Origin of the sequence: Cellulomonas dongxiuzhuiae, assembly GCF_018623035.1 — a bacterium.
GTDB lineage: Bacteria > Actinomycetota > Actinomycetes > Actinomycetales > Cellulomonadaceae > Cellulomonas > Cellulomonas dongxiuzhuiae.
This window is the reverse complement of sequence record NZ_CP076023.1, coordinates 2,035,928-2,061,511: the sequence shown is the minus strand read 5'-3', so window position 1 is coordinate 2,061,511 and position 25,584 is coordinate 2,035,928. Positions and strand designations below refer to the sequence as shown.

At 75.9% G+C, this 25,584-nt stretch carries 25 protein-coding genes and 1 riboswitch; of the genes, 1 reads left to right on the top strand and 24 read right to left on the bottom strand.

Annotation, left to right across the window (positions count from 1 at the left end):
• Positions 1-211: 211 nt before the first annotated feature.
• The 8 genes from KKR89_RS09270 to KKR89_RS09235 all read right to left on the bottom strand — a co-directional run bounded on the left by KKR89_RS09270 (position 212) and on the right by KKR89_RS09235 (position 9,418).
• Positions 212-1,843 (bottom strand): amidohydrolase, encoded by a 1,632-nt coding sequence (locus KKR89_RS09270; protein WP_208195094.1) that lies wholly within the window; start codon positions 1,841-1,843, stop codon positions 212-214.
• A gap of 94 nt (positions 1,844-1,937) precedes the next feature.
• Complete coding sequence (locus KKR89_RS09265) at positions 1,938-4,808, bottom strand: DEAD/DEAH box helicase (protein WP_208195093.1); 2,871 nt, start codon at positions 4,806-4,808, stop codon at positions 1,938-1,940.
• A 50-nt stretch (positions 4,809-4,858) separates the two neighbouring features.
• Positions 4,859-5,773: a diacylglycerol/lipid kinase family protein gene (locus KKR89_RS09260; protein ID WP_208195092.1), complete on the bottom strand. Its 915-nt coding sequence runs from the start codon at positions 5,771-5,773 to the stop codon at positions 4,859-4,861.
• The gene (gene tatC, locus KKR89_RS09255; protein WP_208195708.1) at positions 5,770-6,579 is read right to left on the bottom strand and encodes a twin-arginine translocase subunit TatC; all 810 of its coding nucleotides are present in this window, start codon (positions 6,577-6,579) and stop codon (positions 5,770-5,772) included. Before tatC ends, KKR89_RS09260 begins: the two co-directional genes overlap by 4 nt.
• Before the next feature lie 49 nt (positions 6,580-6,628).
• Positions 6,629-6,913 (bottom strand): Sec-independent protein translocase subunit TatA, encoded by a 285-nt coding sequence (gene tatA / locus KKR89_RS09250; protein WP_208195091.1) that lies wholly within the window; start codon positions 6,911-6,913, stop codon positions 6,629-6,631.
• Positions 6,914-7,025: 112 nt separating this feature from the next.
• Entirely contained in the window at positions 7,026-7,358 is a 333-nt protein-coding gene (locus KKR89_RS09245; RefSeq protein WP_208195090.1) for a hypothetical protein, read from the bottom strand.
• 1 nt (position 7,359) lies between these two features.
• Positions 7,360-8,346, bottom strand: coding sequence for a helix-turn-helix transcriptional regulator (locus KKR89_RS09240; protein ID WP_208195089.1), 987 nt, complete (start codon positions 8,344-8,346; stop codon positions 7,360-7,362).
• Positions 8,339-9,418: a helix-turn-helix transcriptional regulator gene (locus KKR89_RS09235; RefSeq protein WP_208195088.1), complete on the bottom strand. Its 1,080-nt coding sequence runs from the start codon at positions 9,416-9,418 to the stop codon at positions 8,339-8,341. Before KKR89_RS09235 ends, KKR89_RS09240 begins: the two co-directional genes overlap by 8 nt.
• A gap of 73 nt (positions 9,419-9,491) precedes the next feature.
• Here KKR89_RS09235 and KKR89_RS09230 point away from each other — a divergent pair, with 73 nt between their 5' ends.
• Entirely contained in the window at positions 9,492-10,649 is a 1,158-nt protein-coding gene (locus KKR89_RS09230; RefSeq protein WP_208195087.1) for a DUF3866 family protein, read from the top strand.
• 15 nt (positions 10,650-10,664) lie between these two features.
• Here the strand turns inward: KKR89_RS09230 and KKR89_RS09225 are convergent, their stop codons facing one another.
• From KKR89_RS09225 to mihF, 16 genes are all read right to left on the bottom strand, one after another.
• The gene (locus KKR89_RS09225) at positions 10,665-11,108 is read right to left on the bottom strand and encodes a PH domain-containing protein (protein ID WP_208195086.1); all 444 of its coding nucleotides are present in this window, start codon (positions 11,106-11,108) and stop codon (positions 10,665-10,667) included.
• Position 11,109: 1 nt separating this feature from the next.
• Positions 11,110-11,958 (bottom strand): ATP phosphoribosyltransferase, encoded by an 849-nt coding sequence (hisG, locus tag KKR89_RS09220; RefSeq protein WP_208195085.1) that lies wholly within the window; start codon positions 11,956-11,958, stop codon positions 11,110-11,112.
• 52 nt (positions 11,959-12,010) lie between these two features.
• Positions 12,011-12,274: a phosphoribosyl-ATP diphosphatase gene (locus tag KKR89_RS09215; protein WP_208195084.1), complete on the bottom strand. Its 264-nt coding sequence runs from the start codon at positions 12,272-12,274 to the stop codon at positions 12,011-12,013.
• 68 nt (positions 12,275-12,342) lie between these two features.
• A complete protein-coding gene (gene ribH, locus KKR89_RS09210) occupies positions 12,343-12,816 on the bottom strand; it encodes a 6,7-dimethyl-8-ribityllumazine synthase (protein ID WP_208195083.1) in 474 nt (157 codons plus the stop codon).
• Positions 12,813-14,183: a GTP cyclohydrolase II gene (ribA, locus tag KKR89_RS09205; RefSeq protein WP_208195082.1), complete on the bottom strand. Its 1,371-nt coding sequence runs from the start codon at positions 14,181-14,183 to the stop codon at positions 12,813-12,815. The genes ribH and ribA overlap by 4 nt, the downstream gene beginning before the upstream one ends.
• Entirely contained in the window at positions 14,180-14,794 is a 615-nt protein-coding gene (locus KKR89_RS09200; RefSeq protein WP_208195081.1) for a riboflavin synthase, read from the bottom strand. The genes ribA and KKR89_RS09200 overlap by 4 nt, the downstream gene beginning before the upstream one ends.
• Complete coding sequence (ribD, locus tag KKR89_RS09195; RefSeq protein WP_372438469.1) at positions 14,794-15,921, bottom strand: bifunctional diaminohydroxyphosphoribosylaminopyrimidine deaminase/5-amino-6-(5-phosphoribosylamino)uracil reductase RibD; 1,128 nt, start codon at positions 15,919-15,921, stop codon at positions 14,794-14,796. Before ribD ends, KKR89_RS09200 begins: the two co-directional genes overlap by 1 nt.
• Positions 15,922-16,007: 86 nt before the next feature.
• Positions 16,008-16,141, bottom strand: a riboswitch (FMN riboswitch).
• Positions 16,142-16,208: 67 nt separating this feature from the next.
• Entirely contained in the window at positions 16,209-16,880 is a 672-nt protein-coding gene (gene rpe, locus KKR89_RS09190) for a ribulose-phosphate 3-epimerase (protein WP_208195080.1), read from the bottom strand.
• Between the two features lie 66 nt (positions 16,881-16,946).
• Positions 16,947-18,482, bottom strand: coding sequence for an RsmB/NOP family class I SAM-dependent RNA methyltransferase (locus KKR89_RS09185; protein ID WP_208195079.1), 1,536 nt, complete (start codon positions 18,480-18,482; stop codon positions 16,947-16,949).
• On the bottom strand, positions 18,479-19,447 hold the full coding sequence (gene fmt, locus KKR89_RS09180; RefSeq protein ID WP_208195078.1) for a methionyl-tRNA formyltransferase: 969 nt from the start codon (positions 19,445-19,447) through the stop codon (positions 18,479-18,481). The genes KKR89_RS09185 and fmt overlap by 4 nt, the downstream gene beginning before the upstream one ends.
• A gap of 39 nt (positions 19,448-19,486) precedes the next feature.
• Positions 19,487-21,637: a primosomal protein N' gene (locus tag KKR89_RS09175; protein WP_208195077.1), complete on the bottom strand. Its 2,151-nt coding sequence runs from the start codon at positions 21,635-21,637 to the stop codon at positions 19,487-19,489.
• A 76-nt stretch (positions 21,638-21,713) separates the two neighbouring features.
• The gene (metK, locus tag KKR89_RS09170) at positions 21,714-22,913 is read right to left on the bottom strand and encodes a methionine adenosyltransferase (protein WP_208195076.1); all 1,200 of its coding nucleotides are present in this window, start codon (positions 22,911-22,913) and stop codon (positions 21,714-21,716) included.
• Positions 22,910-24,160 (bottom strand): bifunctional phosphopantothenoylcysteine decarboxylase/phosphopantothenate--cysteine ligase CoaBC, encoded by a 1,251-nt coding sequence (coaBC, locus tag KKR89_RS09165; RefSeq protein ID WP_208195075.1) that lies wholly within the window; start codon positions 24,158-24,160, stop codon positions 22,910-22,912. Before coaBC ends, metK begins: the two co-directional genes overlap by 4 nt.
• A gap of 10 nt (positions 24,161-24,170) precedes the next feature.
• On the bottom strand, positions 24,171-24,437 hold the full coding sequence (gene rpoZ, locus KKR89_RS09160) for a DNA-directed RNA polymerase subunit omega (protein WP_191779449.1): 267 nt from the start codon (positions 24,435-24,437) through the stop codon (positions 24,171-24,173).
• A 135-nt stretch (positions 24,438-24,572) separates the two neighbouring features.
• A complete protein-coding gene (gmk, locus tag KKR89_RS09155) occupies positions 24,573-25,142 on the bottom strand; it encodes a guanylate kinase (RefSeq protein WP_208195074.1) in 570 nt (189 codons plus the stop codon).
• A 105-nt stretch (positions 25,143-25,247) separates the two neighbouring features.
• Complete coding sequence (gene mihF / locus KKR89_RS09150) at positions 25,248-25,559, bottom strand: integration host factor, actinobacterial type (protein WP_191779445.1); 312 nt, start codon at positions 25,557-25,559, stop codon at positions 25,248-25,250.
• Positions 25,560-25,584 lie beyond the last annotated feature (25 nt).

The following is a 25,584-nucleotide window of genomic DNA, read 5'->3' as shown; positions in this document are numbered from 1 at the left end:
TACCCCGCTCACCCACCCTGTCAAGGGCGCGTCCGGGCTGGTCAGCGAGATCGACGCAGGCCAGTGCGTCCGCTTCGTCCGCTCAGGGATCGCCTCACCCGGCGTGTCGCCCGCGTGTCGCGATTCGGGGCGTCTTGGACGTTTCGCCGCGGTGCGGGGAACGTGGCGTTTTTCACCCGCCCCCGCGCCCGCGCCCGGCGGGCGGCGCGCCTCAGCCGAGCACGTCGTGCAGGACGACGCCCGCGCGCGTGGTGCGCAGGCAGCGCGGGGCGGGCTCGTCGGGGCCCAGGTCGGGCAGCAGAGGGCTGCCCGCGCGCGGGTCGGCGCTCCACGACGACGTGCGCGAGGCCTGCACGACGAGGTGCTCGGCCTGCCACACGGCCAGGTGCGCGGGTGCGCCCACGCGCAGCTCACCCGCGCCGCTGTGGTCGAGCCCCGCGAGGCGCCACCCGCCGCGCGTCGCGGCGCGGAAGGCCGCGCGCACCGAGATGCGCTGGTCGGCCTCGTGGTGCGCCGACGCGCCGCGCACACCGGCCCACGGGTCGAACGGCGTGACCGGTGCGTCGGACCCCAGCGCGAGGGGCACCCCGGCGGCGGCGAGGTCGGCGAAGGGGTTCATCGCCGCCGCGCGGCCGCGACCCAGCCGGGTGGCGTACATCCCGTCGGGGCCGCCCCAGGCGATGTCGAACGCCGGTTGGACGGACAGCCGCAGACCGAGCAGCACGATCTGCGCCAGCGAGTGGGCGTCGACCATCTCGGCGTGCTCGACGCGGTGTCCCGCCGCGGCGATCGCCGCGGTGCCTTCGACGTCCGCGGCGGTCCGCAGGCCCAGCAGCAGCTCGTCCAGGGCGCGGTCGCCGATGACGTGGAAGCCCGCGTGGCTCCCGGCCCGTGTCACCGCCGTGACGTGGTTCGCGATCTGCTCGGCCGACATGTGCAGCGTTCCGGACGTGCCCGGTGCGTCGGCGTACGGCTTGCGCAGGGCGGCGGTCCGCGAGCCGATCGAGCCGTCGACGTTGAGGTCGCCGCCGATGCCCGTCAGCCCGGGAAGGTCGGCCAGCAGCGCGCGGGCGTCGTCCACGGTGACGCACGCCTCGGCGCGGTAGCCGACGACCAGCGGCAGACCGGACGCGGCGTCCGCGGTCGTGGCCAGGAGCTCGCGCAGGCCGTCGCGGGTGTCGACGTGCGGCGCCGACTGCTCGTGCACCGAGACGATGCCGGCCGCGGCCGCCTTCGCCAGCGCGGTGCGGTACAGGGCGGTGCGCTCCCCCGCGGTCACCGCGCGGGCCACGTCGCGCGCGGCGTGGTGCGCGCCGCCGGTCACCCGGCCGTCGTCCGACCAGCCGGGCAGGTCCCGCAGGCCTGCGAGGTCGGCCAGTGCGCTGGAGACCACCGCGGAGTGCACGTCGACGCGCGCGAGGTACACCGGCAGGCCCTGCCCCGCGGCGTCGAGCTCGTGACGGGTCGGTGGCCGTCCCTCGGGCCACGCGCCCTCGTCCCACCCGGTGCCGTGCACGATTCGGCGGTCGCCCGCGCCGCGCGCCGCGGCGACGTGCGCGACCGCGTCGAGCACCGCGGCCATGCTCACCGCTCCGCCGGCCGGCGTCAGGTCGAGCCCGTCGGCGGCCAGGGCCGTCTCGAGCAGGTGCACGTGCGCGTCGACGAACCCCGGGGCCACGAGGGCGCCCTGCAGCTCGACGACCTCGTCGACACCGGCGACGAGACCGTCGGCGGTGTCGTCCGAGCCCATCCAGGCGACGACACCGTCCTCGACGAGCAGCGCCTCCGCGAAGGGGTCGGCGGGAGAGTGCACGACACCGTGCCGGTAGAGGGTCGAGGTCACATCGGTCCACGATAGGGCCCCCGGACGGGTGACGCCCCCGGCGCCGGACGGGTGTCCGGCTCGCACGGGGCCGCACGGCTGTGCGCAGCGCGGGTCACACGGCCGAGTACGCCACCACCCCGCGCCGCAGCGCGGTCACCGCGCGGTCGGCCGTGGTCCGCAGCCGCGCCGTCGGCGCCGCCCCCGAGATCTGGTCGAGGACGTCGATGACCTGCTTGCACCAGCGTACGAAGTCGCCCGCTGCGAGGTCCGACCCCCGCAGCACGGCGTCGAGGCTGCGGCCCGCGGCCCACCGGTGGATCGGCTCGACGAGACCCAGGTCGAGCGGCTGGATCGTCTCGAGGCGCGCACCGTGCTCGAGGTCCTCGAGCTCCGACCACGCTCGCACCGCGGCGTCGAGCGCGCGCCCCAGCCTGCCGTCCGGCCCGCCGGGCACCCGTGCCTCGGTGTCGTCGTCGCGCCGCGAGCGGTACACGATCGTGGAGACGGCGGCCGCGAGCCCGGGGGCGTCGAGCTCCTCCCACACGCCGCGGCGCAGGCACTCCGCCAGGACCAGGTCGTTCTCGGCGTAGAGGCGGCGCAACCAGCCGCCGTCCTGCGTGACGCGCAGCGCCCCGGACTCGTCCGTCGTGAGGTAGCCGAGCGTGCGCAGCACGTCGCAGATGCGGTCGAACACGGCCGCGATCGACCCCGTGCGTCCCGAGATCCGGCGCACGAGCGCGGCGTGCTCGTCGCGCAGCCGCGCCCAGCGCTCGGCCCACCGCGCGTGGTCCTCCCGGTCGGGGCACCGGTGGCACGGGTGCGCGCGCAGGTCGCGCCGCAGCGACTCGAGCTCGGCGTCGTCGGCGGCGGCCGACCTGCGCTCCGCACGCCGTCCCCCGCCGCGCGCGGGTGCCGGGGTCAGGTCGAGCTCGTCGAGCCGTGACCGGAGCCGAGCCGCGAGGTCGCGGCGGGCCGCCGGTACGCGCACCTCGAACCGGGCGGGCACCTTGAGCCGGCCCACGGTGCGCAGGCCGGTCCCGACGTCGGCGACGGTCAGCCGGCGGATCTGCCGGTCGGTGGTCAGGACGGTGGGCCGCGGCCCGTCGAACCCGCCCTTGCCGCCCGGGTCGACGACCACGGCGTGCTCCGCGCGACGCCCGCCGGGGATCTCCACGACGTCGCCGGCGTGCAGCCCCTCGAGCGTGCGCGTCACGTCGGCGCGCCGGGTCGCGGCCTCCGTCCGTGCCAGGCCGCGCTCGCGTTCGGTGATCGCCCGCCGCAGGGTCATGTACTCGCCGAAGTCCCCCAGGTGGCAGGACATCGCCTCGGCGTAGCCCTCGAGCGCCTCGGCGTGCGTCTGCGCCTGGCGCGCGAGCCCGACGACGCCGCGGTCGGCCTGGAACTGCGCGAAGGACGTCTCCAGGACGTCGCGCGCGCGCTCGCGGCCGACCTGTGCGACGAGGTTGACGGCCATGTTGTAGGTGGGCCGGAAGGACGAGCGCAGCGGGTACAGGCGGCGCGACGCCAGGCCGGCGAGCTGCACGGGGTCCAGTGCGCCGTGCGCGACGACGACGGCGTGCCCCTCGGTGTCGATGCCCCGACGCCCGGCACGTCCGGTGAGCTGGGTGTACTCCCCCGGGGTGACGTCGACGTGGGCGCTGCCGTCCCACTTGACGAGCTTCTCGAGCACGACCGAGCGGGCCGGCATGTTGATGCCGAGCGCGAGCGTCTCGGTGGCGAACACGACCTTGACCCAGCCGCGCGAGAACAGGTCCTCGACGGTCTCCTTGAACAGCGGCAGCATGCCGGCGTGGTGCGCGGCCACCCCCCGCACGAGGGCCTCGACGAACGCGTCGTACCCCAGGATCTCGAGGTCCTCGGGCGGGATGGCGGAGCACCGCTCCTCGGCGACCCGCCGGATGTCGGCCCGCTCGGCGGGCGTCGTGAGGCGCACGCCGGCCGTCAGGCACTGCTGCACGGCCGCCTCGCAGCCGAGGCGGGAGAAGATGAACACGATGGCGGGCAGCAGACCGGCCTGTGCGAGCTCGTCGACGACGACGAACCGTGGCACGGGTCGCACCCCGGTGGCGGGCCGGTGACCGCCGCGGCCACGCTCGCCGCGGTCGCGCGGACCGCGGCGCTCGCGGTCGCCGGGTGGCTGGCGACGCAGCAGGTGCGTCAGGTCCGGGTTGATGGGCGGGTCGACACCGGGCGCGGTGGGATCGACGTGGCCCGCGTACAGGTCCAGGAGGCGGTCGCCGACGAGCACGTGCTGACCGAGCGGCACCGGGCGGTGCTCGCTGACCACGACCGTCGTGTCGCCGCGGACCGTCGCGAGCCAGTCGCCGAACTCCTCGGCGTTCGACACGGTGGCGGACAGCGACACGAGCTGCACGTCGTCGGGCAGGTGGATGATCACCTCTTCCCACACGGGGCCGCGGAAGCGGTCGGCGAGGTAGTGGACCTCGTCCATGACGACGTACCCGAGCCCGTCCAGGGCGGCGGAGCCGGCGTACAGCATGTTGCGCAGCACCTCGGTCGTCATGACGACGACGTCGGCGTCGCCGTTGACGGTGGTGTCCCCGGTGAGCAGGCCGACGCGCTCGTTGCCGTGCACGCGCGCCAGGTCGGCGTACTTCTGGTTGGACAGCGCCTTGATGGGCGTCGTGTAGAACGCCTTGCGCCCGGCCGCGAGGGCGAGGTGCACGGCGAACTCCCCCACGACCGTCTTGCCGGCGCCCGTCGGCGCGGCGACCAGGACGCCGCTGCCGCGCTCGAGCGCGGCGCAGGCCTCGACCTGGAAGTCGTCGAGCGGGAAGTCCAGGCGCGCGCGGAAGGTGGCGAGCTCGCCGCGGTCGGCGGCGGCGCGCCGACGTGAGGCGGCGTAGCGCTCGGCGGGCGACGGCTCGGCCGGCGAGGAGGGGGCCGGTCCGGGCGCGGCGGGACCGGTCGCGGTGCGTGTGCTGCGGCGACGTGAGGGCACGGGGTCACCCTAGGCATGCCCGCCGACGCGGGGCACGCCGCGCGGGCGCGTCACCCGAGGACGCGCAGGGCTCCCGGGACCAGCTCGACCAGCAGCGGCAGGTCCCCGACGCGCTCGCCGTCCGCGAACGCGGCCGGCGGTGGCGGGCCGAGGTCGAGGGCGGCCTCGACCACCACGTGCCGGCCGCGCAGGACGCGCACGCGCGGGTCGTCGACGTGCCTGCCCCGGTAGATGCGCGGGAAGATCCCGAGGGCCTCCCGGCGGGAGAAGGGGCCGGCCAGCACGACGTCGAGGAGCCCGTCGTCGGGTCGGGCGTCGGGTGCGATGGGCAGGCCACCGCCGAACCAGGGGGTGTTGGCGACGGCGACGAGTGTCCCGGCGGACTCCCACGTGGTGTCGTCGACGCGGACGCGGTAGCCGTAGGGGCGGAACGCGGCGAGCTCGGGCACCAGGGCCCGCAGGTAGCGGGCGTGCCCGTGCGGCCAGGTCAGGGCGTTGGCGCGCGCGTTGACCGCGGCGTCGAGCCCGCAGGACAGGACGCCCGCGCACCACCGCACGGTGCTGCCGTCGAGCGGGCCGGCGCGCAGGGCGTCGACGTCGCGTGGTCCGGTGCGCAGCGCGCGGTCGACGACCGCCACGGCCCGGTCGACGTCGCCGCGTGGCAGCCCGAGGGAGCGCGCGACGTCGTTGCCGGTGCCGACGGCGACGATGCCGAGCGGGAGCGGTGTGCCGGCGACGATCCCGACGCCGAGGTGCACCATGCCGTCGCCCCCGACGACGACGAGGGCGTCCAGGCCCGCGGTGGCGGCCTGGCGCGCCCGGTCGGTGGCCTGGGCGAGGGTCGGGGCGGACAGGTCGTGGACGTCGTGCCCGGCGCGGCTCAGCAGGCGGTGGGCGCGGCGTCCGACGCTCGTGCCGCGGCCCGTGCCGGCGGCGGGGTTGACGACGAGGCCGAGCGTGCTCACCCGGCGCCCGGTGCGGTGTCGGTCGTCCGCTCGGCACCGTCGTCGGCCATGGTCCCGTCGAGGCGCGGCAGCCCCTGGGCGACGAGCCTGCGGTCGATCCCCCGGTCGTGCAGCAGGCAGACGCCGAGCGCGGCGAAGAACAGCAGGCAGATGGGGATCGCGACGGCCAGCATCGTGACGACGTCCGGTGTGGGGGTCGCGATCGCGGCGAACACGAACGCGACCAGGACCGCCCAGCGCCATGCGGCGAGCCAGGTGCGGGCGCGCACGACGCCCGCGAAGTTGAGCGCCACCATCACGACGGGCAGGAGGAACCCGAGGCCGAAGGCGAGGACGACGCGCATCACGAAGCCCAGGTAGAGCTGGGCGTCCACGAAGTTGGTCGTGCTGTCCGGGGCGAAGTCGATGAACAGGTGCACCGCGTTGGGCACCGCCCACCAGGCGAGCGCGGCGCCGGCGAAGAACAACGGCACGCCGGCGGCGAGGAACCCGACCGCGTACCTGCGCTCCTTGGACGTCAGACCGGGGGTGATGAACGCCCACAGCTGGTACATCCACCAGGGGGCGCTGAACAGCACGCCCAGGAACAGGGAGATCTTGACCTGGACGTCGAACGCGGTCGCCACGCCCAGGAAGTTCAGGGAGACCCTCGGCCCCCGCCTGTCGGCCGCGTCGAGGATGGGCTGCTGGAGCAGGTCGAACACCGGCTCGTACAGCAGCCAGCCCGCGACGGCGCCGACCACCAGGCCGAGCGCGATGAGCACGGTCCGGCGGCGCAGCTCGCGCAGGTGCTCGCGCAGCGGCATGCGGCCGTCGGGGTCGGCGACACGACGGGACGTGCGGCTCACGTGCGGCTCAGGGACGCGGCGGGGCGGGCGGTACCGGCGGGGGCGGGACGTCGGTGCCGCCGCCCTGGCCGGTCACGGGGTCCGGAGCCGTGGCGCCCGTCGCGGTGGTGCCGGTGGTCGTGGTCGAGTCGTCACGCCGGCCGTCGTCCGACAGGTCCTTGATCTCGTTCTTGAAGATCTTCATGGACTGGCCGATGCTCTTCGCCAGGCCCGGCAACCGGTTCGCCCCGAACAGCAGCAGGACCACCACCAGGACCACGATCACGTGCCAGGCGCTGACGTTCCTGAGCATGACGACCCCTCCGCGATCCGATGTGTCCTGCGCCCGTGAGTGTACGTCGTGCGCCGCGGTCGCGAGGTCGTGCGCCACCCAGGGAGCTGGGCGCGGGACGTGCCGCGAGGCGTCAGCCGAGCCAGCGCGTCGCGGCGTCGGCCACGGTGCTGCGGTGCCGCTCGCGGCGCCGCGCGCGCTGGTCGCGCCGGACGGCCCGCAGCTGCTCGACGCGGGCGCCCAGCTCCTCGACGTCGGCGCCGAGGGCCGGCCGCTGCGCGACGTGCGCCGCACGCGCCTGGTCCTCGAGCTCGGCCGCACGCTGCGAGAGCTGCGCCGCGACGTCACCGGCACGGCCCAGCTCGTGCGCGAGGGCGACCCCCGAGCGCCACACGCGGCGCCCCACGAGGAAGGCGCCGGCGAGCGTCGCGAGGACGAGCACCGTCCACACCGTGAACCAGAGCACCTCAGGCCTCCCCCGTCGTCGTGCCGAGCAGCGGTCCGTAGGCCTCCAGGGCCGCACGCGCCGCACCGGCGGTGTCCTGCGCGACGTGCGGCGGGCGCACGTCGATCACCTCGTCGGCGACCTGGACGAGCAGGTGCCGCAACCATGCGGGCTGCACGACGCGCAGGTCGACCTCGAACATGCCGTCGGCCAGCTCGCGCGTGCGCTCGACGGGCACGGACTCGGCGACCCAGCGGGCGCGGCCCGCGAGCCGCACGGTCACGAGCTCGCCCGACGGGTCGGGCTGGAAGACGTCGGCGTCGTCGGCGAGCGGGTGGTCGTCCGCCGGTGCGTCCAGGACGGTCGCCTCGACGATCCGGTCGACCCGGAACTTGCGCTCGGCGTCGGCGGCCAGCGACCACGCCAGCAGGTAGGAGTGCTCGTCCTGGCTGACGAGGCGGACCGGGTCGACGTCGCGCTCGGTGAGGACGTCGGAGGCGTCGACGTACCGCAGGCGCAGGCGGCGACGGCCCGTGAGCGCCGCACCGATCGCGGCGGCCACCGCCGGCACGGCACCGACCTGCAGCTCGACGTCCACGGGGACGCCCGCGGCGGCGTCACCGGTCGCGGCCTGCACCTTGGCGAGCACCGAGTCGAGCGCGGCCGCGCGCTCCGCGTCGAGCGCGGGACGCAGGGCCGTGAGCGAGCGCAACGCGGCCAGCAGCGCGACGCCCTCGCGGGGGCCCAGGCGCAGCGGTCGCGTCACGCCGCGGCCCTCGGTGAGCCGGACGACGCCCTGCTCGTAGGAGGAGGCGTCGAAGTCGATGAGGTCGTCTGGCAGGTAGCCGGGCGTGCCGGTGACCCACAGCGTGTCGACGTCGGCCATGACCTGCTCGGGCGTGACGCCGAACTGGGCTGCGACCTGCTCGACGGGGACGTCCTCGTGGCGCTCGAGGTAGGCGATCATCCCCAGCATCCGCACCAGGCGGTCGCTCGCGCGCTCAGGCACCCCGGGCCTCCTCGACGTCGGGACCGGCCTCGGCGGGGCGTGCGAACGCCCGCTCGCCCGTCACCCGCGGGAGCCTGTCGAGGGTCGCCGCGACGCGCAGCATCCGGACGACCGCGTCGCGGACCTGCGGCGGGTCGAGCACGACGACCGCGTCGCCGTAGCCGACGAGCTCCTCGGCGAGCTCCCAGTGCAGGCGGTAGGGCACGGCCACGAGGTCCCGGTTCCGTAGGACCACGTCGGCGCCGGTCGGCAGGGCGACGTCGGACGGGACGGGCGTCGCCCGCGCCCGCAGGGCCCCCGCCCGCTGCGGCGTCACCGCGAGCAGCGCCGTGCGTTCCGGGCCGTCGCCGACCCACGCGCGCGACGCGTCGGCCAGCTCCTGCGAGGTCGGTGGCTCGAACCCGCCCGGCGTCCCCACGGGCCGGACCGTGCCGCGGATGCGGCTGAGCCGGAAGGAGCGGCTCGCGCCGCGGTCACGGTCCCGCGCGAGCAGCACCCACCCGCCGCGGCGCGCCAGCAGCTTCCACGGCTCGACGCGCCGCTCGCGCACCTCGCCGGTGGTCGCCGCGTGGTACGTGAAGCGCACGGCCTGGCGGTTCTGCACGGCGTCCACCAGCGGCGCGAACGCGTCGCCACCGGCACGCACGCGCGGTGCCAGCCCGGCCACGAGGTCGTGCGCCTCGGGGGCCGTGCCCACCGCGCGCAGCTTGGTCAGCGCGCGCGTCGAGTCGGCCCGCAGCGACTGGTCCTGCCACACCTGCGCGGCCAGCGCCAGCACGCCGAGCTCGGCGGCCGTCAGCTCGATGGGCGGCAGCGACCAGGTGGCTGTGTCGATGCGGTACCCGATGTCGTCACCGTGCCCGGCGTGCGTCACGGTCAGCACGGGGATGCCGAGCTCGCGCAGGGTGTCCTTGTCACGCTCGAACATCCGCTCGAACGCCTCGTCGGACCGGGCGTCGCCGTACCCGGCCACGGAGGTGCGCACCTGCTCCTTCGTCATGCGGCCGGGAGTGTTCACCAGGGCGATGACGAGGTTGAGCAGGCGCTCGGCGGGCGGGATCGCGGGGGGCATCGATCACCACGGTAGTCGCCGCGGCCCCCGCCACGGGCGCGGACGGCGCACGGCACGCCGGTAGCGTGGGCGCGTGATCGCATGGCGTGCGGGAGTGGTGACGGAGTGCCGGGCCCGGTGGGACGGCGCGTGCGAGTCGACGGTGGTGCTCGACGGTGAGGAGCGCACGGTCCGCGCACTGTCGTACCCGCACCTGGTGGGCGAGGTCGTGCCCGGCGCGCACGTGCTGCTCAACGCCACGGCCCTGCTGCGCGGCCTGGGCACGGGCGGCTACGCGCTCGTGGTGGCACGCACCGACGTGCTCGTCCCCGACCCGCTGCCCGGGCCCGGTCACCTGGTCAAGGCCCGGTACACGCCGCTGCAGGCGATGGTGCTCGGCGTCGACGACCAGGAGTCGCCGCACCACGACGTCCTGCGGGACGCCGACGACCTCGCGGGGCTGCCGGTCGTCGTCGCGGACCTGCACTCGGCGGTGCCCGCGGTGATCGCGGGAGCCCGTGCGGCCGCGGCGCAGCTGGGCGTGCCGGCACCGCGCGTGGCGTACGTGATGACCGACGGGGGCGCGCTGCCCGCCTGGTTCTCGCGCGCGGTCGACGCGCTGCGGACCGCCGGGTGGATCTCCGCGTGCGTCACCACCGGGCAGGCGTTCGGGGGGGACCTCGAGGCGGTCACGGTCCACACGGGCCTGCTCGCGGCGCGGCACGTCGTCGGCGCGGACCTCGTGGTGGTCGCACAGGGTCCCGGGAACCTCGGCACCGGCACCCGGTGGGGGTTCTCGGGCGTCGCCGCGGGCGAGGCGCTCAACGCCGCCGGGGTGCTCGGGGGGCGTCCTGTCGCGTCGCTGCGCGTCTCGGGGGCCGATCCGCGCGAGCGGCACCTCGGCGTCTCGCACCACTCGCTGACGGCGTACGGACGGGTCGCGCTGTCCCCCGCGGACGTGGTCGTCCCGGTCTTCTCCCCCGACCTGCCGGGCACGCCGCAGGACCTCACTGCGGATCCCGACGGTGCCGCCTGGTCGGCCCTCTCGGACCGCGTCGCGGGTCAGGCCGCCGCGCTCGCGGTGCCGCAGGGCCGCCACACGGCCACGACGGGGGCGGCGGGCACGGAGCTGCTCGACGCGCTGCGGACGTGCCCGGTGCGGCTGTCGACCATGGGCCGTGGCCTGGACGCCGACCCGGCGGCGTTCCTCGCGGCGGCGGTGGCCGGTGCGCACGCGGTGACCGTGGCCTGACGTCCCGCGCGAGCGTCAGTCGTCGCGGATGGTCGCGGTGCGTCGGGCGATGAGGGTCGCGAGCCGGCGCGCCTCCTGCTCGGCGCGCTGACCGTCGGCCCGCTGCACGCCCATGACGGCCAGCGTGTCGCCGTCGGCGAGGTCGAGCTGCACCCAGGGACGTCCCTGGCCGAAGCGCACGGACACGATCTGCGCCCACGTGACGTGCGTGGTGATGAGCAGGTTGCGCACGCGCAGGCCGGTGTCGTCCGGGACCGCGCTCACGGACGCCTGCCGCCAGCAGAACCACGCGATGAGCAGCGCGAACAGCACGAAGCCGGTCTTGTCGAGCGTCGCCAGGCCGGGCATCGTCGTGACGAGCACCAGCGTGAGCGCGAGGACCACGACCGCCACGGCGATCGTCACGACCCGCGCGAGGCGGGGCCGGAACGGGGCGGCGAGGTCGTCGGCGGCCGTCATGTCAGATCCGGCAGGCCAGGATCGAGGTCACGAGGATCGCGCGCGCGCCGACGTCGTACAGCGAGTCCATGACGCGGTTGGTCTGGCTGCGCGGCACCATGGCGCGCACGGCGGCCCACTGGCCGTTGTGCAGCGGCGACACCGTCGGGGACTCCAGGCCGGGGGTGATGGCGACGGCCTGCTCGACGAGCTCGAGCGGCACGTCGTAGTCCATGAGGACGTACTCGCGGGCCGTGAGCACGCCCTGCAGGCGGCGCGTCAGGATGTCGAGCCCGACGGGCTGGTCGACGTCGGCCCGGCGCACCAGGATGGCCTCGGAGCGCAGGATCGGCTCGCCGAAGACCTCGAGCCCGGCGGCGCGCAGCGTCGACCCGGTCTCCACGACGTCGGCGATGACGTCCGCGACGCCCAGCCGGATCGCGGACTCGACGGCACCGTCGAGGCGCACGACGGCCGCGGGCTCGATGCCACGCTCGCGCAGGTAGGCGGCGACGAGCTCGGAGTACGAGGTCGCGACCCGCAGCCCGGCGACCTGCCGCGCGTCCGTGAGGGTTCCTGCGGTGCCGGCGAACCGGAACGTGGAGCGGGCGAACCCGAGCGGGAGGTGCTCGACCGCGGACGACGCGGAGTCGATGAGCAGGTCGCGACCGGTGATCCCCACGTCGACCGTGCCGGCGCCGACGTACACGGCGACGTCGCGCGGACGCAGGAAGAAGAACTCCACGTCGTTGTCCGGGTCGGGCAGGACCAGCTCGCGGGAGTCGCGGCGCTGGCGGTAGCCGGCCTCGCGGAGCATGTCGCAGGCGGGCTCCGACAGGGAGCCCTTGTTGGGGACGGCGATCCTCAGCACGGTGTCCTCGGTGGTTCGGGGGATGTCGGGGGAAGGGCGGGCGGCGTCGCCGTCACAGGTGCGCGTACACGTCCTGCAGGGTCAGCCCCTTGGCGAGCATGAGCACCTGCAGGTGGTAGAGCAGCTGCGAGATCTCCTCGGCGGCACGCTCGTCGGACTCGTGCTCGGCGGCCATCCAGACCTCGGCGGCCTCCTCGACGACCTTCTTGCCGATGGCGTGCACGCCGGCGTCGAGCTCGGCGACGGTGCCCGACCCGTCGGGGCGGGTGGCGGCCTTGTGGGACAGCTCGGCGAAGAGCTCCTCGAACGACTTCACGCGTCGAGCCTAGACGCCCGTCCGACCCGCGGCGCACACGCGTCCGACCCGCGGCTCACACGCGTCCGTCACGCGTCGGCCAGGGTGCGCAGCGTCAGGGCCGCCGCGACGGCTGCCTGCGCGGCCTCGGCGCCCTTGTCCTCGTGCGATCCGGGCAGGCCGGCGCGGTCGAGCGCCTGCTGCTCGTCGTCGCACGTCAGGACGCCGAACCCCACCGGCACACCGGTGCGCAGGGCGACCTCCGTCAGGCCCCAGGTGGCCGCCTGGCACACGAAGTCGAAGTGGGGGGTGCCGCCGCGGATCACGACGCCGAGCGCGACGACCGCGTCGGCCGTGCCGGCCGCGCGCTGCGCGGCGACGGGCAGCTCGAACGAGCCGGGGACGCGCACGGTCGTGACGTCCTGCACGCCCGCCTCGGCCAGTGCGCGCTGGGCACCGGCGACCAGGCCGTCCATCACCTCGGTGTGCCAGCTGGCCGCCACGACGACGACCCGCAGGCCGTGCCCGTCCAGGTCCAGGGTGGGTGCGCCTGCGCCGCTCATGCCAGCTCCTCCAGAGGGTCGAACGTGTGGTCGGTGGTGTCGGCGCCCGCGGGTGCGGGGCCGGCGAGGACGGGTGCGACGCGCACGGCCGGCTCGAGGCGCGGTGTGCCTGGCGTGTCGCCGTCGAGGTGCAGCGCGTGGCCCATGCTCGTGGCCTTGGTGCGCAGGTACGCCTCGTTGTGCGGGGTGCGTCCGACCTCGAGGCCGCGCACCTGCGTGACGTCGATGCCGTGCGCGCGCAGCCCCGCGACCTTGGCGGGGTTGTTGGTCAGCAGCCGCACGCGTCGCACGCCGAGCTGCGCGAGGATCCCGGCCGCGGCGCCGTACTCGCGCCGGTCCGCCGGCCACCCGAGGTCCACGTTCGCCTCGACGGTGTCGCGCCCGTCGTCCTGCAGCGCGTAGGCGGCGACCTTCGCGAGCAGGCCGATCCCCCGGCCCTCGTGGCCCCGCAGGTACACCACGGCGCCGCCCTCCGCCGCGGCGATCTCCAGGGCCGCGTCGAGCTGCGGGCCGCAGTCGCAGCGCGCCGAGCCGAACGCGTCACCGGTCAGGCACTCCGAGTGCACCCGCACGGTCGGCTCGTCGGCGAGGCCCGATGTCGACACGAGGGCGACGTGCTCGTCGCCCGTGCGCAGGTCGCGGAACCCGTGGATGCGGAAGTCGCCGTGGCGCGTCGGCAGGTACGCCGTGTGCGTGGCGTGCACGCGTGGCGCTGCGTCCGGCTCGACGTCCGCGGGCTCGAGGCCGTCGTGCTCGGCACGCCACGCGCGCAGGTCCGCGATCGTCAGCAGGACCAGCCCCGCGTCGGCGGCGATGCGCGCCGCCTCCGGCAGCCGGACCATGTGGCCGTCGTCGCGCACCAGCTCGGCGATCGCGCCGACGGGCTCGAGGCCCGCGAGCCGGCACAGGTCGACCGCCGCCTCGGTGTGTCCCGCGCGGTGCAGCACCCCACCGGGCACCGCGCGCAGCGGCAGGACGTGCCCGGGCCGGATCAGGTCGCCCCGGCCGGATGCGGGGTCCGCCAGGACGCGCAGCGTGCGCGCCCGGTCGGCCGCGGAGATCCCGGTCGTGACACCCGTCGCGGCGTCCACCGTCACCGTGTACGCCGTGCGCCGCGGGTCCTGGCTGTGCGGCACCATCAGCGGCAGGTCCAGCGCGTCGGCCCGCGCCGCGGGCATCGGCGCGCACAGGTAGCCCGACGAGTGCCGGATGGTCCACGCCACCCACTCGGGCGTCGCGGACTGGGCCGCGAGGACCACGTCCGCCTCGTTCTCCCGGTCCTGGGAGTCGGCGACGACCACGGGCCGACCGGCACGCAGCGCCTCGAGCGCCTCCTCGACGGTGCCCAGCCGGATGTCCGCGCTCATCGCGTCACCCCCGCGGTCGCCAGCAGCCGTTCGGTGTACTTGGCCAGCACGTCCACCTCGATGTTCACGGGCGCCCCCGGCGCGAGCGCACCCAGCGTCGTGACCTGCAGCGTCGTCGGGATCAGCGAGACCCCGAACGAGTCGTCGCCCACGTGCGTCACCGTCAGGGACACGCCCTGCACCGTGATCGACCCCTTCTCCGCGACGTACCGCGCGAGCGCCGGGTCCAGACCGATCTCGACCTCGTCCCATCGCGGCCCCGGACGGCGCGACCGGACGACGCCCACACCGTCGACGTGGCCCTGCACGACGTGCCCGCCGTACCGTCCGCCGACCGCCAGCGCACGCTCCAGGTTCACCGGGTCGCCCTCCGCCAGGTCGCCCAGCGCCGAGCGGCGCAGGGTCTCCGGCATGACGTCCGCGACGAACGAGCCGTCGCCCGGCAGCTCCGCGACCGTCAGGCACACGCCGCTCACCGCGATCGAGTCGCCCAGCGACGCGTCCGACGTGACCAGCGGCCCGCGGACCCGCAGCCGCGCGTCCGCCTCCGCGCCGTCACCCGGTACCAGGGCCACGACCGTGCCCATCTCCTCGACGATCCCGGTGAACATCAGATCTCCTCCTCGGTGGACGTGCGTGGGGCCGGGGCGGCAGGGCCGCCCGGCGGGTGCTGCGGCGTGGCGACGACGAGCACGTCGGGCCCCAGCGGGAGGACCTGGTTCGGCACCAGCCGCAGCGCCTGCGAGATCGTGGTGATGCCCAGGTCCCCGACGGCGCCCGCACCGGCCCCCAGCAGGACCGGTGCGACGTACGCGTGCACCTCGTCGACCAGGCCCGCCGCGAGGAACGCCGCCGCGAGCGTCGGACCGCCCTCGACGAGGACGTGCCGCACCTCGCGCTCGTGCAGCACCGCGAGCACCCGGGCGGGGTCGTGGGTCCTGACCTGGACCAGCTCGCCGCCCGGCCCGCGCAGCCGCGCCCCCGGCGGCACGTCGCGCGACCCCACGACGACACGCAGGGGCTGCTGCTCGACCAGGGACCCGTCCACCGCGCGCGCCGTCAGCGACGGGTCGTCCAGCAGCACCGTGCCCGTCCCCACGACGATCGCACCGACCTGCTGCCGCAGCGCGTGCGCGTGCCGCCGCGCGACGTCGGACGTGATCCAGCGGCTCGTGCCGTCGGCAGCCGCGACCCGACCGTCGAGCGACGTGGCGATCTTCAGCGTCACGAACGGCCTGCCGCCGCGCACCGCCGGGAGCCACGCGCCCAGGGCCTCGACGCCCTGCTCCCCCAGCACGCCCGTCACGACGTCGACCCCTGCCGCACGCAGCCGGTCGGCTCCCCCGGCCGCCACCGGGTTCGGGTCCGCCACGGCGACCAGGACACGCGCGACCCCCGCGTCCAGGAGCGCCACGGAGCACGGACCCGTCCGCCCGGTGTGGTCGCACGGCTCCAGCGTCACGACCGCCGTCGCCCCGCGCACCTGCGCACCGCGCTCGCGGGCGTCGGCCAGGGCCGCCACCTCGGCGTGCGGCGTGCCCGCACCCCGGTGCCAGCCCTCACCCAGGGTCGTGCCGTCCGGCGCCAGCAGGACGCAGCCCACACGCGGGTTCGGGCCATACGGGCCGCGGGCCGCCAGCTCCAGGGCGCGGCGCATCGCCGCGAGCTCCTGCGGGGCAGCGCCCGGCACCACCGGGTCGGGTCCGGGGACGCACGTCGCACTGGTCGTCGCGCTCATCACCCTGCACCTCCGTCGCCTCGAAGGCTCCGGGGTCGCTCGGGCGGCATGCCGCACCGGCACGGCGCGCCTGGGGCGCACCGCGCACGCGTCTCCTCCCATCCGGACTTTCACCGTCGGTCCTGGAGTTCCACCAGGTCAACCGCTCGCCCCTCGCGGGGCTCACGGGTCGCGGACTGTCACCGCCGGCTCGGACTTTCACCGACCCCGGAGCACGTGTGTGTTCGTCAACGATGATGCCACAGCCCGCATTCCTGACCGTGCGACGTCCACCCGCGCGACGTGGCTCAGACCTCGACGACCGGGTGCTCCGCGAGGCGCCGGAGCGCCGCGATCTCCCCGGCCACGTCCTGCGCGCCGTACACCGCGGACCCCGCGACGAACACGTTCGCCCCCGCCCGCGCGATGCGCCCGATCGTGTCGCGCGACACGCCCCCGTCCACCTGCACCCAGGTGGCGGCCCTGGCCGCGTCGATCGCGGCACGCGTCCGCCGGACCTTGGCCAGCGTCCCCTCGATGAACGCCTGACCTCCGAAGCCCGGCTCGACGGTCATCACCAGGACCATGTCGACCTCCGCCAGCAGGTCGAGGAACGGCTCGACGGGCGTCGCCGGGCGCAGCGCGACCGCCGCGCGCACACCGCCGGCGCGCAGCTCGCGCGCCAGGCGCACCGGCGCCTGCGCCGCCTCGGCGTGGAACGTCACCGAGGCCGCGCCCGCCTCGGCGTACTGCGGCGCCCACCGGTCCGCGTCCTCGATCATCAGGTGCACGTCCAGGGGCACCGGGCTCACCTCGGCGAGGCGACGCACCACCGGCAGGCCGATGGTCAGGTTCGGCACGAAGTGGTGGTCCATGACGTCCACGTGCGCGTAGTCCGCCGAGGCGATCAGCTGCAGGTCACGCTCGAGGTTCGCGAAGTCGGCGGACAGGATGCTCGGGTTGATCAGCACGGGGGCCACGGACCCACGCTACCCAGCCGGCACCCGGGACCGCGCGCCCGCGGCCGCGCGCCGTCCCACCGGACCTCACACCCGACGCAGGAGCGTCAGGTGCATCGCGTCCGTGCCGTGCACGTGCGGCCACAGCTGCACGTCCTGGCGACCCGCCACCGGCTCCCACGCGGGCGCGACCTGCGCCACGACGGGCGCCGCGTCCAGCACCTCCACCGCCGTACCCGCACGCGCCGCCGCCCGCACCGCGTCCAGCACGACCAGCTGCGTCTCCGCCAGGTGCGGCGAGCACGTGACGTACGCCACCACTCCCCCGGGTCGCACCGCCGCGATCGCCGACGCCAGGAGCTCACGCTGCAGCGCGCTCAGCGTCGCCAGGTCCGCCGGCGTCCGCCGCCAGCGGGACTCCGGACGTCGCCGCAGCGCACCCAGCCCCGTGCACGGGGCGTCCACCAGCACACGGTCGTACGACGCGGGCTCCTGCTCCCCCACGCGACGCCCGTCACCCGTGCGCACCTCCTCGACCGCGTCGCTCGGCACCGCACGCAGGGCCTGCTCGACCAGCCGCACCCGATGGGGCTGCACCTCGTTCGCCACGAGCCGCGCACCCCGCTGCGCCGCCAGCGCGCCCAGCAGCGCCGCCTTGCCGCCCGGCCCCGCGCACAGGTCGAGCCACCGCTCGTCCGCCCCCGCCACGGGCGCCGCCACCAGCGCGAGCGTCACCAGCTGCGACCCCTCGTCCTGCACGCCGGCCAGACCCGCCCGCACCGCCGGCACGTCCCCCGGGTCGCCGCCCGACATGACCAGCGCGGTGGGGGCCAGCCCGGCCGGCTGCGCGCCCGTCTGCTCCGCGACGTCGTCCACCGACACCAGGCCGGGACGCGCCACGAGCGTCACCCGCGGCGCCAGGTTGTCCGCCGCCAGCAGCGCCCCCAGCTCGTCGGCCGACCGTCCGGACCCCACGAGGGACTCGCGCATCGCCCGCACGACCCACGCCGGATGGCTCTCCACGACCGCGAGCCGCGCCACCGCGTCCTCGCCGCCCGGGTCGGCCGCGTCCGCGATGCGCGTGAGCCACACCTCCAGCGGGTGCTCCGCCACCCGACGCAGCACCGCGTTGACGAACTGCGCCGCGCCGGCGCCCACGCGCTCGCGGGCGAGCCCGACCGTCTCGGAGACCGCGGCGTGCGGGGCGACCCGCATGCCGAGCAGCTGGTGGGCGCCGAGCCTCAGGACGTCGAGCACGGGACGGTCCACCTGGTCGAGCGGGCGGGACGACGCCTGGGCGAGGACCGCGTCGTAGCGGCCCTGCAGGCGCAGCGTCCCGTAGGCCAGCTCGGTGGCGAAGCCCGCGTCGCGCCCGGCGATGCGGCGCTCGCGGAGCAGCGGCGGCAGCACGAGGTTCGCGTACGCGTCGGAACCCTCGACGGCGCGCAGCGTGTCGTACGCGGCACCACGCGCGGCGTCGCCCGCACGCGCGCGGCTCGCAGGTGCGGCCGTCGTGCGTCCGGCACGGCCCTGGGCGCGCGCCTCGCCGCGCTGGCGTCCGCGGGCGTCCCGGCGGGCGTCCTGCGCGCGGTCGTCCCGACCCCGCCGCTCGTCGCCGCTCATCGGGCGTCCGCCGTCGCTGCTGCGGTGTCGGCGTCGAGCCCCAGGACGGTCCCGGCCGCGGGACGTGCGCCGCGTGCCCAGTCGGCCGCGGGCATCGGCCGCTTGCCCGGGGGTGTGACGTCACCGAGCCGCACCGCTCCTGCGCCGGTGCCGACGAGCACCTCGCGCTTGTCGGCGCGCAGCTCGCCCGGCCGCAGGTCCGTGACGTCCGGCGCGGGCCGCACGGGGCCCAGGACCAGGCGCTGGCCGTCCGGCAGGGTGGTCCAGGCGCCTGGCGCGGGCGTGCAGCCGCGGATCCGGCGGTCCACGACGTGCGACGGGTGCGTCCACCGGACACGGGCGTCCGCCGTCGTGAGCTTGGGCGCGTGGCTCACACCGTCCGCGGGCTGCGGGACGGCCTCCAGGGCGCCGTCCTCGAGCGCGTCCAGCGTCCGCACGAGCAGCTCGGCCCCGGCGGTCGACAACCGGCCGAGCAGGTCGCCCGACGTGTCGGTCGGTCGGATCGTCTCGGTCAGCGTGCCGTACACGGGCCCGGTGTCCAGGCCCTCCTCGAGCCGGAACGTCGACGCGCCGGTCACCTCGTCACCCGCCATGAGCGCGTGCTGCACGGGTGCGGCGCCCCGCCACGCGGGCAGCACGGAGAAGTGCAGGTTGACCCACCCGTGGGTGGGCACGTCCAGCAGGTCGCGGGGCACGAGCACGCCGTAGGCCACGACGGGCGCCGCGTCGACACCGAGCTCGGTGATCTGCGCGACCACGGCGGGGTCCCGCAGCGTCGTCGGGGTCAGCACGGGCAGACCCCGGTCGCGTGCGACGGCCGCGACGGCCGAGGGCTGCAGCGTCCGGCCCCGCCCGACGCGCGCGTCGGGTCGCGTCAGGACGGCGACCACCTCGTGCCGGGATCTCAGGAGGGCTTCGAGCGAGGGCACGGCGGCCGCGGGGCTTCCCGCGAAGAGCAGACGCATGGGCTCGATCCTAGGTCGCGCGAGCGGTCCCCCTGCCTGTCACAGGAGGTCGGCCGGGTCCACCTGGACCCGGACGGTGCCGCCCTCGCGACGTGCGCTCCGGATCGCGACCGACGCCGCGACCGCCCGCGCGAGTGCCGCTCCGTCGCTCGGGGGCACCCGCAGCAGCGTGCGGACCTCGGGCTCCAGCGCCGAGCCGTCCCGGTCGTCGACGGGCAGCGGCACGGGTCCGAGCACCTCCAGGACCGGGACGTCCACGCGCGTGACGACTGCCGCGACCGCGTCCCGCGTGCCCGTGAGCGCCGCGACACGCACGGCAGGCGGCAGTCGTAGCCCCCTGCGCTCGTCGAGCTCACGCTCCGCCAGCCCCGCGGGGTCCCACCGGACGAGCGCCTGCGTGGGGCGTGCGGCACCGTCACCGACGAGCAGGACCTGGCCGCCCTCACCGGTGGGCCTGACCAGCGCGGCAGCGCCCAGCCAGCGGCGCAGCGCGTCCACCTCGGCGCCCAGCCGCTCGCCGGCGCTGGCGACCGCGGCGTCGAGCAGCACGGCCGCCGCGTAGCCGGACGGCGCGTGGGGCTCGGCGCCCGGGGTCGCGACGACGAGCGCAGGCCTGTCCGGCACCTCCGCGAGGACGCCCCCGGCGGCCCGTGCCCCCGAGACCCGGACGGTGACGCCGGGGAAAGCGCGCCCGAGCTCCTCGGCGGTGCGCTCCGACCCGACGCGCACGGAGCGCAGGCCGGACGCACCGCACTCGTCGCACCGCCGGTCGGTCGCCAGCCGACCGCACCATCCGCAGGACGGCGGGCCGTCACCACGGGTCAGACCCAGGGGCCCGTGGCAGGTGCTGCAGCGCGCGGGTGTCCGGCAGCGCACGCAGGCCACCACCGGCACGTACCCCGCGCGTGGGACCTGCACCAGGACGGGGCCCGCCAGCAGGGCGTCACGCAGGACGCGCCACGCCGGGCCGGGCAGGCGCGCCGCCGCGGCGGGGCCCTCGCGCGCCAGCTCGACGCTCGTCAGCGCCGTGACCCGCGCGGTGCGCGCCCGGACGGCCGCGCGGTCCGCGACGACCTCGCGCGCCCACCCGGAGACGACCAGCTGCTGCGCCTCCACGGTCCGTGCGTGCCCACCGACGAGCAGCGCGGCGCCCTCGAGCTCGGAGCGCAGGGCGAGGACCTCGCGCACGTGCGGGTACGGTGCGCGCGGCTCGGCGTGCTGCAGGTCGCCGTCGTCCCAGCACACGGCGAGGCCGAGGTCCGCGACGGGGGCGAACGCCGACGCGCGGGTCCCCACCACGACCCGGGCCGGCCCGCGCAGCGCCGCCAGGAACGCGCGGTAGCGGGCCGCCGGTCCGTCGTCCGCGACGAGGCGTGCGACGGGCCCGCCCTCGGCCACGTCGGCGAGCCCGACCTCCCGCAGCGCGGCGCACACGCGGTCGACGTCGCGCCCGTCGGGCACCACGACGAGTGCACCACGGCCACCGTGAAGGCACGTCGCGACGGCCTGCGCGAGCGCGGCCGCCCAGCGCTGCTCGCCGGTGCCGGGCAGCGCGGTCCACACCGCGCGCGGGGCACCGCCGGACGCCACGTGCCGCAGGAACGCCGGGCCGCCCCGGTACGACTCCCAGGCGGGCGCGACGGGCGGCACGGCGACGGACGGGCCGTCGACGGCGGGGACGTCGTGTGGTGCGTCGTGCGTGCCGGGCGCCGCACCGTCCGGTGCGGCGTCGGGGCGCGCCTCGCCCTCGACGCGTGCGTGCCGAGGCGGCACGGCGAGGCGCAGCACGTCCGCCAGCGTGCCGGCCCACCGGTCGGCGACCGCGCGCGCCAGGAGCGCGACCCGCGGTGCGACGACAGGCTCGCGCGACACGATGCGTCGCAACGGCAGCAGCCGACCCTCGTGCGTGGCGCGGTCGACGCGCTCCAGCAGCCAGCCGTCGACGTCCTGCCCGGCGAACCTCACCTTGACGCGGACCCCCGGCTGCGCAGCCGCGTCGAGCGTCTCGGGAACCACGTACTCGAACGGTCGGTCGAGATGGGGAGGCGCGAGGTCGACGCACACGCGCGCCACCGGCAGCCGCGACGCGGGACCGGGCGGCGCCGGGAGGCGTCGACGTCGCGCTCGGGGCACCTCGAGGCCCGCCAGCGCGGGCTGCTCGGGGGGCAGGACGTCGGTCACGGGTGCCATCCCACCACGCGGCGCGGACACCGGCGGTGCCGGGTCTCCGGGTGCGCCGCGGCACCCCTGACCCGAGCGGGCGGCGTCAGCCGACGGCCGACAGGAGGTCGGCCGTGCGGTCGGTCCGCTCCCAGGTGAACTCGGGCAGCTCGCGGCCGAAGTGGCCGTAGGCGGCCGTGCGCCGGTACACCGGGCGCAGCAGGTCCAGGTCACGGATGATCGCCGCGGGGCGCAGGTCGAAGACGTCCTTGATCGCCTGCGTCAGCCGGTCGTCCGGCACGGTCCCCGTCCCGAACGTCTCGACGTAGAGGCCGACCGGGTGCGCCTTGCCGATCGCGTACGCGACCTGCACCTCGCAACGCCGGGCCAGGCCGGCGGCCACGACGTTCTTGGCGACCCAGCGCATCGCGTACGCGGCCGACCGGTCCACCTTCGACGGGTCCTTGCCGGAGAAGGCGCCGCCACCGTGGCGGGCCATGCCGCCGTACGTGTCGACGATGATCTTGCGACCCGTCAGCCCGGCGTCGCCCTGAGGGCCGCCGATCACGAACTGGCCCGTGGGGTTGACCAGCAGGCGGTGGGCCGAGGTGTCGATCCCCGCGTCGGCGAGCACCGGCGCCACGACGAGCTCGGCGACCTGCGCCGCGAGCGTCGACTCGGCGAGGTCCGGCTCGTGCTGCGTGGACAGCACCACGGTGTCGAGCGAGACGGGGGTGTCCCCGTCGTAGCCGACGGTCACCTGCGTCTTGCCGTCGGGACGCAGCCCCGGCAGGGTGCCGTCCTTGCGCACCTGCGCGAGACGCTCGGCGAGCCGGTGGGCCAGCCAGATCGGCAGCGGCAGCAGCGTGGGCGTCTCGTCGCTGGCGTACCCGAACATGAGTCCCTGGTCGCCTGCGCCCTGGAGGTCCAGCGGGTCGAGGTCGCGGTCGTCCTGACGCGCCTCGATCGCCTTGTCGACGCCTGCGGCGATGTCGGGCGACTGCTGCCCGATCGACACGGACACGCCGCACGAGTCGCCGTCGAACCCGATGAGCGACGACGTGTAGCCGATGCCGCGCACCACCTCGCGCACGATCTGGGGGATCTCGACGTACGCCGACGTCGTCACCTCGCCGACCACGTGCACGAGGCCGGTGGTGACCATGGTCTCCACCGCGACGCGGGCGGTCGTGTCCTGCTCGAGGATGGCATCGAGGATGGCGTCGGAGATCTGGTCGCAGATCTTGTCGGGGTGCCCCTCTGTCACCGACTCCGAGGTGAACAGGCGGAGGTGCGCGGAGGTCATGCGGGCATGCTAGCCGCGTCGTCGGTCCCCGCTGCGCGACCGTCCAGCACCGGGACGACGGCGTCCCAGATCGCGTGCGAGACCTCGAGCTTGGTGCCCGCGGCCGTCGTCACGACGTCGCCGGCACCGTCGACCACGGTGATCTCGTTGGTGGACGTGCCGAAGCCCCGGCCGTCGCCCACGGGGTTGACGACGAGCAGGTCCGCACCCTTGCGGCGCGCCTTGGCGCGCGCGTGGTCGAGCACGGAGCCCTCGGAGTCCCCGGTCTCGGCCGCGAACCCCACGACCACCTGCCCGCGCCGCGGCGGGTCCGTCACCAGCTCGCGCAGGACGTCGGTCGTCTCGGTAAGCGTCAGGTTCAGCTCACCGCCCGACTTCTTGACCTTGCTGTCCGACGCGGTGGTGGGGCGGTAGTCCGCGACGGCGGCCGCCATCACGACGACGTCGGCGGCCCGCGCGGCCGCCCGGACGGCGTGGCGCAGGTCCTCACCGGACTCGACGTGCACGACGTCCACACCCCGGCTCAGGCCTGCGAGCACCTCGGCGCCGACGTTCGCGGCGACGAGCGTCACGAGGGCGCCACGCTCGGTCGCGGCCTGCGCCAGGGCGACGCCCTGGCGGCCGGAGGACCGGTTGCCGAGGAACCGCACCGGGTCGAGCCGCTCGCGGGTCCCGCCGGCCGACACGACCACGCGCCGACCCGAGAGGTCGGCCGGGCGTGCCGGCTCCAGGAGCGCGAGCGCCGCGGTGGCGATCTCCTCGGGCTCGGGCAGGCGCCCGGGGCCGGAGTCCTGACCCGTCAGGCGACCCGAGGCGGGGTCCAGCACGTGCACGCCGCGCGCGCGCAGCGTCGCGACGTTGGCGACGGTGGCGGGGTGGTCCCACATCTCCGTGTGCATGGCGGGGGCCAGCAGCACGGGGCAGCGTGCGACGAGCAGGGTCGCGGTCAGCAGGTCGTCCGCGCGCCCCGCGGCCGCGCGGGCCAGCAGGTCGGCCGTGGCCGGCGCGACGACCAGGAGCTCCGCGCCCTTGCCGACGGCGACGTGGGCCACCTGGTCCACGTCCTCGAACACGTCGGTGGTCACGGGCTCGCCCGACAGCGCCTCCCACGTCGCGCGCCCGACGAACTCGAGGGACGCGCGCGTCGGGACGACGCGGACGGCATGACCCTGCTCGCGCAGGAGCCTGAGCAGGAGAACCGCCTTGTAGGCGGCGATGCCGCCCGCGACGCCGAGGACGATGCGCATGACGGGAGGGTCAGTCGCCCTCGACCGGCTCCGACGTGAGGAGGCCGGCGTCGATCTCGCGCATCGCGATCGACAGCGGCTTCTCCTGCGGGCGCGTCTCGACGAGCGGCCCGACGTACTCGAGCAGGCCCTCGTTGAGCTGGGCGTAGTACGCGTTGATCTGCCGGGCGCGCTTCGAGGAGAAGAGCACGAGCGCGTACTTCGAGTCGGTGCGCTCGAGGAGGCGGTCGATCGGCGGGTCGGTGATGCCCGTGGGGGCGGCAACGGTTCCGGACACGGAGGACTCCCGTCCTGTCGGAGAGTGGTGCAGGTTCGCAGGCGCCGCGGGCGATCGCCCGGGATGGTGCTCGGGCGGCGAGCGGCGCAGTCGACCCCCATCGTACCCGGTCGCGCGGACCCCGAGCCCCGCCGGTCAGGCGACGACGACGCCCATGAGCCGCACCAGCTCGTCGGTGGCACGGTGGACGTCGTCGTTCACGACGACGTGGTCGAACTCCGGCTCGGCGGCCAGCTCCACCCGGGCCGTGGCGAGCCGGCGTTCCCGCTCCTCCTCGCCCTCGGTCCCCCGGCCGACGAGCCGCCGGACGAGCTCGTCCCAGGACGGCGGGGCGAGGAACACGAACCGCGCGTCCGGCATGGACTCGCGCACCTGGCGCGCACCCTGCAGGTCGATCTCCAGGAGGGCCGGCTCGCCCGCGGCGAGACGCTCGAGGACGGGCCCGCGGGGCGTGCCGTACCGGTTGCGGCCGTGCACGACCGCCCACTCGAGCAGCTCACCCCTCGCCACCATCTCGTCGAAGCGCTCGGGCGACACGAAGTGGTAGTGCAGACCGTCCACCTCGCCCGGTCGCGGCTCGCGGGTCGTCATCGAGACGGACAGCCAGACCTGGGGGTACCGGGCGCGGATGTCGGCCGAGACCGTCCCCTTGCCCACGGCGGTCGGTCCGGCGAGCACGGTGAGCCGTGCCGGCGTGGTGGTCATGGGTGGTGCACCGCTCCAGATCAGGGATGGACGTCCGGACGGTCCCGGACATGCGACGACGCCCCGCCCGGGCTCGGGCGGGGCGCCGTGGGGCTCACGGGACGCTCAGCCGAACCGGTCGACGAGCGCCTTCACCTGGTGCGGGCCGAGGCCACGCACCCGACGCGTCTCCGAGATGCCGATCTCGGACATGATCGCACGGGCCTTGACCTTCCCCACACCGGGAAGGGACTCGAGCAGGGCGGCGACCTTGAGCTTGCCGATCGTCTCGTCCCGCTGCCCCTGCTCGATCACCTCGGACAGGGAACCCTGCGAGTACTTGAGGCGGTTCTTCACCTCGGCACGGGCCTGCCGCGCCGCGGCAGCCTTCTCGAGCGCGGCGGCTCGTTGTTCGGGAGTCAGCGGAGGAAGAGCCACGCGCTTCACCTTCTCGTCACTGGGC